Source organism: Armatimonadota bacterium (assembly GCA_035527535.1).
In the GTDB taxonomy this organism is placed as follows: domain Bacteria; phylum Armatimonadota; class Hebobacteria.
Window position 1 is genome coordinate 1 of the sequence record DATLAK010000109.1, and the last position, 12,196, is coordinate 12,196.

At 69.9% G+C, this 12,196-nt stretch carries 11 protein-coding genes; 9 read left to right on the forward strand and 2 right to left on the reverse strand.

What is annotated here, in order from left to right; genetic code table 11:
- Positions 1 to 119: 119 nt before the first annotated feature.
- Positions 120 to 644 carry an HD domain-containing protein gene (locus VM221_07860; GenBank protein HUT74734.1) on the reverse strand — a complete coding sequence of 175 codons (525 nt, stop codon included), beginning with the start codon at positions 642 to 644 and terminating at the stop codon, positions 120 to 122.
- Between the two features lie 79 nt (positions 645 to 723).
- Positions 724 to 1,854: a class I mannose-6-phosphate isomerase gene (locus tag VM221_07865; protein HUT74735.1), complete on the reverse strand. Its 1,131-nt coding sequence runs from the start codon at positions 1,852 to 1,854 to the stop codon at positions 724 to 726.
- A 412-nt stretch (positions 1,855 to 2,266) separates the two neighbouring features.
- On the opposite strand from VM221_07865, the gene VM221_07870 reads away from it, so the two are divergent.
- The 9 genes from VM221_07870 (at position 2,267) to hisC (ending at position 12,183) form a co-directional block, all read left to right on the forward strand.
- The gene (locus VM221_07870; GenBank protein ID HUT74736.1) at positions 2,267 to 2,848 is read left to right on the forward strand and encodes a hypothetical protein; all 582 of its coding nucleotides are present in this window, start codon (positions 2,267 to 2,269) and stop codon (positions 2,846 to 2,848) included.
- Positions 2,849 to 2,961: 113 nt separating this feature from the next.
- Positions 2,962 to 4,476: an efflux RND transporter periplasmic adaptor subunit gene (locus tag VM221_07875; GenBank protein ID HUT74737.1), complete on the forward strand. Its 1,515-nt coding sequence runs from the start codon at positions 2,962 to 2,964 to the stop codon at positions 4,474 to 4,476.
- 22 nt (positions 4,477 to 4,498) lie between these two features.
- On the forward strand, positions 4,499 to 5,737 hold the full coding sequence (locus VM221_07880; protein ID HUT74738.1) for an ABC transporter permease: 1,239 nt from the start codon (positions 4,499 to 4,501) through the stop codon (positions 5,735 to 5,737).
- Between the two features lie 31 nt (positions 5,738 to 5,768).
- The gene (locus VM221_07885; protein HUT74739.1) at positions 5,769 to 7,073 is read left to right on the forward strand and encodes a TolC family protein; all 1,305 of its coding nucleotides are present in this window, start codon (positions 5,769 to 5,771) and stop codon (positions 7,071 to 7,073) included.
- On the forward strand, positions 7,070 to 7,765 hold the full coding sequence (locus VM221_07890) for an ABC transporter ATP-binding protein (GenBank protein HUT74740.1): 696 nt from the start codon (positions 7,070 to 7,072) through the stop codon (positions 7,763 to 7,765). The genes VM221_07885 and VM221_07890 overlap by 4 nt, the downstream gene beginning before the upstream one ends.
- 127 nt (positions 7,766 to 7,892) lie before the next feature.
- The gene (locus VM221_07895; GenBank protein HUT74741.1) at positions 7,893 to 8,585 is read left to right on the forward strand and encodes a hypothetical protein; all 693 of its coding nucleotides are present in this window, start codon (positions 7,893 to 7,895) and stop codon (positions 8,583 to 8,585) included.
- 17 nt (positions 8,586 to 8,602) lie between these two features.
- The gene (locus VM221_07900; GenBank protein HUT74742.1) at positions 8,603 to 9,949 is read left to right on the forward strand and encodes a SpoIID/LytB domain-containing protein; all 1,347 of its coding nucleotides are present in this window, start codon (positions 8,603 to 8,605) and stop codon (positions 9,947 to 9,949) included.
- A 46-nt stretch (positions 9,950 to 9,995) separates the two neighbouring features.
- Positions 9,996 to 11,021 carry an HD domain-containing protein gene (locus VM221_07905; protein HUT74743.1) on the forward strand — a complete coding sequence of 342 codons (1,026 nt, stop codon included), beginning with the start codon at positions 9,996 to 9,998 and terminating at the stop codon, positions 11,019 to 11,021.
- A gap of 55 nt (positions 11,022 to 11,076) precedes the next feature.
- Positions 11,077 to 12,183 carry a histidinol-phosphate transaminase gene (gene hisC, locus VM221_07910; GenBank protein ID HUT74744.1) on the forward strand — a complete coding sequence of 369 codons (1,107 nt, stop codon included), beginning with the start codon at positions 11,077 to 11,079 and terminating at the stop codon, positions 12,181 to 12,183.
- Positions 12,184 to 12,196: the final 13 nt, after the last annotated feature.

Here is a 12,196-nt window from a genome sequence, read left to right on the forward strand (position 1 = left end):
GGCGAAATGCGCCGCGCGCTGCAAGCGGCGGCGCTGCTCGCCTGGATTTTCTCGCTCATGGGCAAAAACGCCCTTCGTCGAAAAACAGACGTGCTCGCACGCTTGCGCCATCCGTTGCTTCAAGAAATGGCCGGAGTATAGTCTAGAGGGCCAGATATGATGTGCCGTGCCGCCGTGCGGCCTGCGTAGTTGACCGTGTCAATCAGCCTTGTGATATCCTCTCTGCGAGCACCGAGGATTCCTCGTAGTTCATCGTCATGGTTGATTACGTCCACCGTTATGCACTCGTGGAGCTTCTCGGCATCGATTCTCTTCCCATCGGCGTACCCGGCGCTCAAACCGGTGAGCGAAGTGTCGGAGACATGCGAGAATGGTCCATGGCCAACGTCGTGTAATAGCGCCGCGAGTCTGATATTCCCAATCTCTCTCTTGCTGAACCCGAGGACTTTCGCCATTCTCCCCGCAACGTGCATGACTCCGAGGGAATGGTCAAATCGCGTGTGAACCGCGCCGGGATAGACGAGATACGCCATGGCCAGTTGGTGGATGCCCCGCAGTCGCTGCATCGCCCGGCTGTTGATGACCCTCTCCTCCAGGCCACCGTACTCTATCAGCCCGTGAATCGGACATCTGACTACCATCATGGTCGTTAGCCCCCTTGACAGCAGATATCGTGCCTTGCGCGCAGGAATCGGTGGTCGCCTTCCCCAACGACGCACCGCTTCACATGTCCCCCAGCGCTGGCGGGTCGGCGGTGATCACCTGTAGGGGCGCATGGCCATGCGCCCCTACCTGATATCTGTGCTCGCGCACCGCGTAGGGTACGAAGAAGGTGTCGCCGGGTCGCAGCGCCATCTCGCCTCCAGGCCAGACGAGCGCCCCCGCGCCGGCGACCACCGCGCCCGCGTAGAAACGCTCGTTGGTCAGCGCCAGCTCCCCGCTCACCCGCAGCCGCCGCGAGGCGAAGAAGGGCGTGTCCGCGTAGGCGATGATCTGCTCCACGTCGCCGCCCGCGCTCTGCGCGATCACGCGCGGCTGCAGGCGCGCCCGCGCCGTGACCTCCGCGACCGTGTGGCCGGTGTAATCGAATACCTCCAGCGCGCGCTCCCACCCCAGGCCCATGTGAGCCCCCTCCGCCGGCAGCTCCACCTCCACCACCTTGAGCTCGGTGTGGATGACCAGGTCCGACGGCTGCTGCACCTCGATCATGAACACCCCGCTGCCGATGGCGTGGGGGGTGCGCCCGGTCACCAGGTAGGCGTCCCCCGGCCGCACGGGGATGCGATTGAGGCATTCCACCTGTCCGTCGAGATCCTGCGCGTCCACCAGGCGGCGGAAATGCGCGGGCTCCACCCCCGGGCGGAAACCGAGCAGGAGGTAGGGCTCGACCCCGCCAATCACCCGCGTGGCGACAATGATCCAGGCTTCGGTCTTGCCCACCGGCGAGTCGAAGTAGCGGCGCGCGTATTCGTCATCGGGGTGGGCCTGGATGGGCAGGCGCACCGCCGAGTCCAGGAACTTCGCCAGCACCTGCGTCGTCGGCCCGAAAGCGGCAAGGTGATCCGCGCCGAGCATCTCCCGCGGGAACAGCTCCACCAGCAGGGCGAACGGCACCGCGGTGCCGCGGACGATGCTCAGGCCCTCCAGCGGCGGTTGGCCGTCGCGGGGCGGGTTCCGGGCGCGGGTCATCGAGGCGATCCAATCCTCGGGGTAGCAGCTGTCGTGGGGATCGGGCTGCCCGCGCAGCTCGCGGAAGAGCTTGCCGCCGGTATAGACGCGCCAGGCCTCGTTGCGCTCGAAGGCGATGGGCGCGCCCGCCAGTGCTGCCAGGTCGTCCAGCTTGCGGGAAGTCATCGCTCGCTACCTCATCGGATAGGACTGCAAGGCGTTGGCATGACGCGCAGAGCCACTCGTCTCCCTGGCGGAGAGGACCAAAGGTAGGGGCAAGGCATGCCTTGCCCCTACAGGGTGGACGGCCGTGTGGCGCACCCCGCCTACGGCGGACAAGCCTCACGCGGCCCGATAAACCGGGCCGACCTCTCCTTCGCACGGGAGGTCTTGAGAGTCGCTCGCGCAGGCCAACGGCAAACGGTGACACCCGCGTCGTGGGGGGCGCCCTCGCGCGTCACATTTCCACGGCGACGAGCCGTGCACCTGTCGAGCGGCGCCGGGAGTCACCCCCACGCGCGGGGATGAAACTTTAGCTGGCGGCGGGTCGTCTATGCATGAGACTGGCGGATTCCAGACCCATCAGGAGGTCAGTGGCATGAGCAGACTACGCTTGGCAGTGGCGGCGGCGGCGGCGGCGCTCGCCGCGGTGTCGGTGCTCTACATGGTGCAGGCGCGGATGGCGGTAGCGGCGACCCCGCCGGCGGGGGCGGTGATGGTGGCGCAGGCGCCAGGCGGCGGCGCGGGCGGTGGTCCCGGCGGCTGGGGGCAGATGAGCGAGGCCGAGCGGGCGAAAATGCGCGAGCAGATGACCGCGCGCATGTTGGACCAGGCCGGGCTCACCGATGCAGAGAAGACAGCGGCGAAAAAGGCGCTTACGGCCAAAGCACGTGCGCGGGAGGCGCTGACGCAGGAGCTGACCAAGCTGCGCCGCACCGCCAACCAGGCAAAGCCGACTGACAAGGACCTGCGGGCCGCGCTAGCGGCCTACGGCGCCGCGCTCACCCAGTATCGCAAGCAGGTCGCGGCCACGGATGCGGCATTGGTCAAGCAGTTGTCCACCCGGTCGCGAGCGCGCTGCATGTCGCTGGGCATCCTCGATAACGGCCTGGGCATGATGGGGCGCATGGGCGGTGGCGGCCAGTCCGGCCCCGGAGGCGCGAGACGGCCTCGGGGATAGTCCCACCGGCGCGGAAAGCAACGTTGGCCCGTGATCGCGAAGGACGCGACTTCGCTGAAGTCGCGGTTATCTCGCGCGCCCACGGGCGGTGATTTGGCCCAGGAGCGGTGCGCATGAAACGTACGATAGTGATAGTCGGCGTAGTGCTGGTCGCGGGGATCGGCGCTGGACTGTGGGTGCGCGCGCGCGCCGCAGGCACGGCTGACGCCGAGGAATTGCAGACGGTGCGAGTGCAGCGCGGCACCGTGGAGCTGACCGTCTCCGCCGACGGCGTGCTGCAGCCGCTGACGACGGTCGCGGTCAAGTCGTATGCGGGCGGGCGGGTGGACGTGCTGGCGGTGGAGGTTGGAGATAAGGTCCAGCCCGGCGACCTCATCGCTAAGATTGACCCCACCGACAGCCGCACCGCCTACGATCAGGCCGCCGCCGACCTGGCGGCGGCCGAGGCCCGGCTGGCGCAAGCCCGCGAGCAGGCGCAGGTGCAGCCGGCGCTGACCCGGGCTGCCATCGCCCAGGCCGAGGCCGCCCATAACTCGGCGGTCAAGGACCTGGAGCGTCTGCAGCGGGCGGCGCAGCCGCAGACGCGCGCCCAGGCGCGCGCGGCGCTCGACAAGGCGGCGGCGAACCTCGACCTCGCGGGCAAGGATCTGCTCCGCGTCCAGGGGCTGAAGGCGCAGGGTTTCGTTCCCCAGAGCGACGTGGACACCGCCCTCAACCGCCGCGACCTGGCGCGGGCCGAGCTTGCCTCCGCGCAGGAGCGCTGGGACACCCTGGAGCAGGAGCAGAACCCGGAGCTGGCATCGGGGCAGGCGCGGGTGGCGCAGGCGAAGGCCGGGCTGGATCGGGCGCGCGCGGACGCGGTGCAAGACCGGCTGCGCCGGGCCGACGTAACGAGCGCCCAGGCGCAGGTCGCGCGCGCGCAGGCCCAGCTCGACAATACGCGCACCATGCTTGATTACACCACGATTACGGCCCCGCGCGCGGGAGTCATCCTGGCCAAGCTGGTCGAGCAAGGCACGATCGTGACCTCCGGCCGCTCCTCGGTGACCCAGGGCACGGATGTGGTGCTGCTGGGGGACCTCACCCGCATGTTCGCCGAGGTCAGCCTGGACGAGGCTGACGTGGGGCAGGTGAAGGCCGGGCAGTCGGTGGTAATCCGCGTTGAGGCCTTTCCCGACGAGGTATTCGCGGGCACGGTGACGCGCATAGACCCCCAGGCCCTGACCCAACAGAACATCACCACGGTGCTGGTGACGGTGGGGATTGACAACCCTGACGCACGCCTCAAGCCGGGGATGACGGCGAGCTGTGACTTCCTGGTGGAGCGGGTGAAGGATACATTGTACCTGCCGATCCGGGCGATCCGTAACGCGAATGGAAGTCAGGTCGTGGTCCTCCTGCGCGGCAAGGAGCAGGTGGAGGTGCCGGTGGAAGCCGGCATCTCGGGCAACGACCGCACGGAGGTGCTGGAGGGGCTGCGCGAGGGCGACGTAGTGGTGCTGCCGAGTCTGACCGCGGCGTCCGACGTGCGCAGCCAGCGCATGCGCGAGATGGGCCTCCGCGCCGGGGGGGCGGGCGGCTTCGTCCGCAGCAGCGATGGGGGCGGCGGTGGCGGTCGCGGCGGGTAGGAAGCCAAGCGGAGCACATGCGATGAGCGTCTGGGAATCCTTGCGGGTGGCGTTGGAGGGGCTGGCCGCCAATCGTCTGCGGTCGGCGCTCACCATGCTGGGGGTGATCTTCGGCGTGGGGGCGGTCATCGCCGCCATCTCCATGACCCAGGGCGCCAAGGCGGCCACCATGCAGCAGTTCGAGCGCTTCGGCACCAACGTGCTGACGGTGCGCGCGGGCCAGATGCGCCACGGCCCGGTCGCCGGCGGCATGGGCTCCGAGCAGACGCTGACCTACGCCGACGCGGAGGCCATCGCCGAGCAGGTGCCGACGGTGGTCGCGGTCGCCCCCGAGGTCAACACCCAGGCCCAGGTCAAGGCGGGTAACGCCAACACCAACACGCGCATCGTCGGCACCACCGCCGCCTTCCCCCAGGTGCGCAACTTCGAGCTCGCTGAAGGCGCGTTCTTCACCGATCGCGATGTGCAGAGTCGGCGCAAGGTGGCGGTGCTCGGCCCCACCGCGGTCGAAAACCTTTTCGGCGCCGGGCAAGCGGTGGTCGGCAAGCGCATCAAGATCGCCGGCATGACCTTCCAGGTGCTCGGTCAGTTCGTGGCCAAGGGGGACACCGGCTTCTTCAGCCAGGACGATCAGATCGTGGTGCCCATCACCACCGCCATGTACCGGCTGATCGGCCCCGGCGGGGGGCGGGGCGGAGCGCGCGACGCGGTCCGCTCGATCGCGGTGCAGGTGGCGGATATGAAGCTGGCGGACCGCGCCCAGGCCGAGGTCGAGGCGCTGCTGCGGCGGCGTCACCGCATCGGCCCCGCCAGCGAGAGCGATTTCCAAATCATGTCCGCCGCCGATCTCATCGAGGGCGCCCAGGAGGCCAACCGCATCATGACCCTGCTCTTCGGCTCCATCGCCGCCGTCTCCCTGCTGGTGGGAGGCATCGGCATCATGAACATCATGCTCGTCTCCGTCACCGAGCGCACTCGCGAGATCGGCCTGCGCAAGGCGGTGGGCGCGACCCCGCGCGACATCCTGCGCCAATTCCTGATCGAGGCGCTCACCCTGAGCCTGGTCGGCGGCGCCGTCGGCGTCGCCCTCGGCGGCGGCCTCGCCCTATTGCTGCGCATCTTGGGCATGAACACCGCCGTGTCGCTGCCGTGGGTGCTGGTCGCGTTTTCCTTCGCCGCCGGCGTCGGCGTCTTCTTCGGCTTGCTCCCCGCGCGCAAGGCCGCCGCCCTGCGCCCGATCGAGGCCTTGCGCTATGAATGACCGCCAACCAGATAGAGGAAGGGTACCGCTCATGCTGGCAGCGTATCTCGGCGTCGTGCTGATGGTGGCGGCCGCCGCGCCGCCTGCTCCGGCGGCGGTGCCCTCCCCGGCGGCGCTCCCGGACCGCCCCCTGTCCCTCGACGATTGCGTGGTCATCGCCCTCGCGCACAACCCGCAGATCACGGCCTCGCAGCAGGGCGTGATCGCGGCCGAGGCGGGCCTCACTCGCGCCCGCAGCAGCTACTACCCCCAGCTTTCGCTCGACTCCGTGGAGGGCTTCACCGGCAGCACCCTCGGCAACGCCGATAGCCGCCAGGACCTCGACCTCACGGCGCGCCTGACGCTGTGGCGGCGGGGCCGCGCGGAAAACGTGGCGGTGAGCGCCACCTCGCTGCACGCCTCCGAGCTCGGCCACGTGTCAACCGTCCGCGACCTGGTGCAGCAGGTAGCGGGCAACTACTACGCGGTGCTCGCGGCGCACGAGCTGCTGGCGGTGGCGCAGGGAGGCGTGGAGTCCGCGCAATCCCACCTGGAGCAGGTCAAGGCGCGCGCGGCCCTGGGCGCCGCCGCCGAGGTGGACGTCTTTCCCGCCGACGACGACCTCGCGCGCGCCGAGCTCGATCTCATTGACGCCCGCAGCGATGTGCGCCTGGCGCTGGCGCGGCTCAAGAACACCCTGGGCGTGCCGCCGGACACGGCGTTGGACCTGGCACCGGCGGCGCCCGCAGTCGCCGGCGAGTTCCCACCGCTGGCGGAGGCGCTGCAGACCGCGCGCACCCGACGGTCGGAGCTCATGCAGGCCGAGGCGGTCACGCGCGCCAGCCGCTACGCGGTGACCCTGGCGCGGATCGGCCGCGGCCCCCTACTCGACGTCTCCGCTCAATACGACCGGGGATACGCCGACTGGAATGCGCTCGACCCGGCGTGGGGCTTTCTGCTCACGGCGTCCTGGCCGCTGTTCGACGGCTACGCGACCCGCTCCGATGAGACCTCCGCGCGGGCGCAGTTGAGCCGCAGCGAGGCCAACCTCCAGCAGGCCATCAATCAGGTGGGGTTGGAGGTCGAGAACGCCCTGGTGGAGGCGGAACGCACGCGCGAGCGCGTGGATGCGAGCGCCAAGTCGGTGGCCGCGGCCCAGGCGCGCTTGGCCGCCGCCGAGGGCAAGTACCACCAGGGCGTGGGCATCCTGCTCGAGGTCATAGACGCCCGCGTCGCCGTCACCAGTGCGCTCGCCAACCAGGTGCGGGCGCGCTACGATCACCAGACCGCGCTGGTGAACCTGCAGCGGGCCATCGGCACGCTGGCGCCGCCGGCCGCCGCCCCGGCGGGGGGATGAGCGTCGCGACCATGATTGAGGCGGTCAACCTGAAGAAGGAATATCGCATGGGGCGGCTGGTGGTGCCGGCCCTGCGCGGGGTTTCGCTGGCGATCGCGGCCGGTGAGTTCGTGGCCATCATGGGGCCCTCCGGCTCCGGCAAGTCCACCTTCATGCACCTGGTGGGCTGCCTCGACCACCCCACCGCCGGCGAGTACCGCCTCAACGGCGTCGAGGTGTCGCGCTTCGACGAGTACCAGCTCGCCAAGATCCGCAATCAACAGATCGGCTTCGTCTTCCAGAGCTATAACCTGCTGTCGCGGGCGACGGCCGTGCGCAACGTGGAGCTGCCGCTGCTCTACGCGCGCGGCGACCAGCGTCGGGAGCGCGCCGAGCGGGCGCTGGCGGCGGTGGGCCTCGCCGACCGCATGGGGCATCGCCCCAACGAGCTGTCCGGCGGCGAGCAGCAGCGCGTCGCCATCGCCCGCGCCCTGGTCAACGACCCCGCCATCATCCTCGGCGACGAGCCCACCGGCAACCTCGCCACCGCCCAGGGCACGGAGATCATGGCCATCCTCCAGCGCCTCAACCGCGAGGGCAAGACCATCCTCATCGTCACCCACGAGCCCGACATCGCCCGCCACGCTCGCCGCGTCGTTCACTTCCGCGACGGCCTCATCGAGGGCGAGGAAACGATGAGCGGGACGGCCTGAGGCGAACCAGTAGGGGCGCATGGCCATGCGCCCCTACTGCGCCCGCGCCTTCGTCCCCGCCGCGCGGGGCAGGTTTCGTTCCCGCGGCGGCGAAGTTGCCATGCGAGCCCATCCCGGAGGGTAAGAATTGCGGCGCGCGATCGGCGTCACCCTATTACTATGCGGCCTGTGCAGCCACGCCGCCGAGGCGGGCTGGGAGCGCAAGGGCACGCTGGCCTTCAGCCTGGTGTCGTCCCGCGAGAACGACAGCTCCCAGTTGTCGTGGTCGAGCGACCTCGATCTGTGGTTCATCCGTCCCACCGGCGCGCGCCAGAGCGTGTGGGTCTACCTTCAGGACGACTACGGCAAGGTGCGCAACTCCGACCAGGGCGTGGACGCCACCGCGCCCGACCGCGTGGACTACCAGGCCAAGTACCTCTACAATGAGTCGGCGCGCCGCAGCTATTTCATCGGCTACAGCCTGACCGGGAGTCACGACTTCTCGCAGGCCGATCACGCCCTCGGCCTGGGGCTGCGGATGCCGCTGGGCAAACACGTCGTCCTCGACCTGTCCGAGGAGCGAGTCCTGGGCGAAGCGTGGCAGCACAAGGTGCAGGTCTACTACGCCCAAAACCTGGGCCCGCGGCTCAAGGCGACGGGTAACGGCTCGGCGGCGGGGGGCCGCGAGTTCGGCTCCAGCGCCGACACCGGCCTCACCTATCAGCTCACCAGCGAGCTCGCCCTGCGCCTCAACGCGGTCTTCACCAAACCGCAGGGCGACCGCAACTGGGCGCGCACCGTGCGCTTCCAGGCGGTGTGGGCCCTGGGGCCGAAGGCGTGACCGACGCCCCCTCAAGCGTGGCTAGGCGGCTCCGCCACCGCCACGGCGGTCTGCAGAGCAGACCTAGCCGCCTGGCCGCAGCGGCGCTCGCCGCGTTAGCAATGGGGTTGGGGCCGCGCCCGGTGGGGGCGGACGTCGCTCCGGCGCAGGTGCGGGTCGGCCTGGCGTGGCACCGCACCACGGTCGTCATCGGCGCGCCGGGGCCGTTCGTGCTGTCCGCCGGGGGGGAGGAGACGAAAGGCGAGGGCGACACGTGGACCGTTTGCCTGCGCTCGGCGGCGCCGCCGAGCGCAGGCGCCGCCGAGCGCCCGGCCGCCGGGGAGGTCTATGTCGTCGGCGCCCGCGGCCCCGGGCGGTGGTTGGGGCTGCCGCTGCGTCTGCGCCCCGGCGAGGGGTGCGCGGACGGCCTGCTGGCGGGCCTTGACGACAAGTCGCTGCGGCGCTACGCGGGCGAGCTGGAGGTGGCGGGCGACGCCGCCGGCATGTTATCCTTGGTCAATACGGTGGACCTCGAGGCGTACGCGCGGGGGGTGGTGTGCGCGGAGATGGGGCCGAGCTATCCCCTGGAGGCGCTGAAGGCGCAGGCGGTGGCGGTGCGCAGCGAGGCGATGTTCAAGCTCGGCCGCCATCGCGCCGATGGGTTCGACCTGTGCGCCGAGGGCCACTGCCAGGCCTACCGCGGCATCAGCGGACAGGCGCCCGCGGGCGACGCCGCGGTGGCGGCGACGCGGGGGGAGATCCTGACCTACGACGGGCGCCCGGCCGATGCCGTATATCACGCGGTCTGCGGGGGGTACACCGAGGGCGCGCGCGACGTGTGGGGCAGCGACGTTCCTTACCTGCAGGGGGTGGCGGACGGCAACCGCGACGACCGCGGCTACCGCGAGCAGGACGACCGCTTGCGCGCGTACCTGAAGACCTTCCCGGCGGTCAACTGCCGCCAGCCGCAGTACGTTGACCTGTCGCGCTTTCGCTGGGTGCGGACGCTGCCGCGCGAGGAGATTGACAAGTCCCTCGCCGACATGGTGAGCGTCGGCGAGGTGGTGGACTTGCGACCGCTGGAGCGCGGCGCCTCGGGGCGCATCGCGCGCCTGGAGGTGGTGGGCACGCGCGCGACGACCACCCTCAGCCGCGAGCTGGTGATCCGCCGCGCGCTGGGCGACCTGCCGAGCTCGGCCTTCGTGGTCGAGCGCTTGGCCGACGCGGCCGGGCGAGCGGTGGCCTTCGTGCTGTGGGGGGCCGGGTGGGGCCACGGCGTCGGAATGTGCCAGGTCGGGGCGGCGGGCATGGCCGCCGCCGGTCGCGACTACCGGGAGATACTGGCGAAGTACTACCAGGGTGCGGACATCCAGACTCTGTACTGATGGGATGGGGCCCTGGGGGCGCGGGAAGGAGCCACGGGGGAACGACATGACTGCAAGCGAGGGCAAACAGCCGAAGCTGGGCATGGAGGATGGCCGCGCGGCGCGGCGCTGCGTGCGCGACTTGACCCCGGGGGCGAACCTCGCCGGCGAGCAGTACGTCGTGCGCGGCAAGCGCTTGACTCCGTTCAAGAACAAGCCCGGCCAGTACCTGTCGCTGACCCTGGGCGACCGCACCGGCGACATCGAGGCGCGGGTATGGGACAATGCCGAGGCGCTGGCGGCGACGTTCGAGGAGGGCGACGTGGTGGCGGTCAGCGGCCGCGTCGAGGCGTACAAGGACAAACTACAGGTCATCGTCGGCGACCTCAGCCGCTGCGCGCCGGAGCAGGTGCGGCGCGAGGACTTCCTGGCGACGGCCGCGCGCAGCCCGGACGAGATGCTGGAGGAGCTGATCGGGGTCTGCAAGTCGGTGCGCGACCCCGGCCTGCGCAAGCTGCTGGCGGTGTTTTTCGCCGACGGGGAGTTCGCCGACCGCTTCAAGACCGCCCCCGGGGCCAAGCGGGTGCATCACGCCTACGTCGGCGGGCTGATCGAGCACACCCTCAACGTCGTCAAGATCTGCGATCATCTGTGCGCCATCTACCCGCAGCTCGACCGCGACCTGCTGGTGGTGGGCGCGCTGCTGCATGACATCGGCAAGGTCAGCGAATACGCGTGCAATCTCAGCATCGAGACCACGGACGAGGGGGAGCTGATCGGGCACATCGCCCAGGGCTATCATCTGGTGGCGCAGGCGCTGCAGGAGGTCGCGGAGCTGAGTGAGGAGCATCGGCTGCGGGTGGGGCACATGGTGGTGGCGCATCACGGCGAGCCGACCATGGGCGCGCCCAAGGAGCCGCTGACGGTCGAAGCCTGCGCCCTGCACCATGCGGAGAACCTGGACGCGCAGGTCAATCGCTTTCTCACCATCATGGAGCGCGAGGGCGGCCAGGGGCGGAGCTGGACTGAGCGCGACTTCTTGCTCCAGCGCCGCCTGTTCCTGGGCGCGGACACCGCCAGCGACGAGGGATAGGCGGAGGCTCATCCTCTGTGCCATCCGCGCATAGGATAGCGGGAGACACGCTGCCATGGCTGACGACGGATTGACCCGCCCCGCGATCGCGGGGCTGCGCCCCTATAGCCCGGGCAAGCCGATCGCGCAGGTGCAGCGCGAGTACGGGCTGAGCGACATCATCAAGCTCGCCTCCAACGAGAATCCGCTGGGGCCCTCCCCGCTGGCGCTGGAGGCGATGAAGCAGGCGCTCACGCAGTCTCGTCTCTACCCGGACAACGACTGGTACGACCTGCGCCGCGAGCTGGCGGCGCACCTGGGCCTGCCCGCGGAGCAGATCGTCATCGGCCGCGGCAGCGACGAGGTCATCCTCGGCATCGGGCTGGCGTTCCTCAACCCGGGCGAGCGCGCGCTCATGCCCGAGGGGCCCTTCAGTCAGTACGAGTTCACCACCCGCCTCATGGGCGGCGAGTGCGTGCTGGTGCCCCTGCGCGACTACCGCTACGACCTGCGGGAGATGGCGCGCCGCCTCGACCGGAGCACCAAGCTGGTGTGGATCGGCAACCCCAACAACCCCACCGGCGCCATCGTCACCAACGACGAGGTCACCGCCTTCCTCGAGGCGACGCCGCCGAGCTGCGTGGTGGTGTTGGATGAAGCCTACGGCGAGTACGTCGAGGACCCGCATTACCCCGACTCGCTGACCCTGCTCAAGGAGGGGGCGGATAACCTCATCGTCCTGCGCACGTTCTCCAAGATCTACGCGCTGGCGGGGCTGCGCATCGGCTACGGCTTCGGCCCGCCGCGGCTGATTGACAGCCTCATGCGCGTGCGCGCGCCCTTCAACGTCAGCACCGTCGCCATGGAGGGGGCGCGCGCCAGCCTGCGCGATCCCGGTCAGGTCGAGCGCAGCCTCAAGGTCGTCCGCGAGGGCAAGGACTACCTCTACGGCGAGTTCGCACGCCTCGGCGTCTCCTATGTCCCGACGCACGCCAACTTCATCCTGGTGGACGCAGCCGCGGACTGTCGCCAGGTGTTCGAGGGGCTGCTGCGCCAGGGGGTGATCGTGCGCACCGGCGATATTTTCGGCCTGCCCACCCATATCCGCGTCACCATCGGCCTGCCCGACCAGAACCGGCGGTTCATCGCCGCCCTGGAGCAGGTCTTGACCGAGTCCGCTTGAGTCAGGAGCAAGG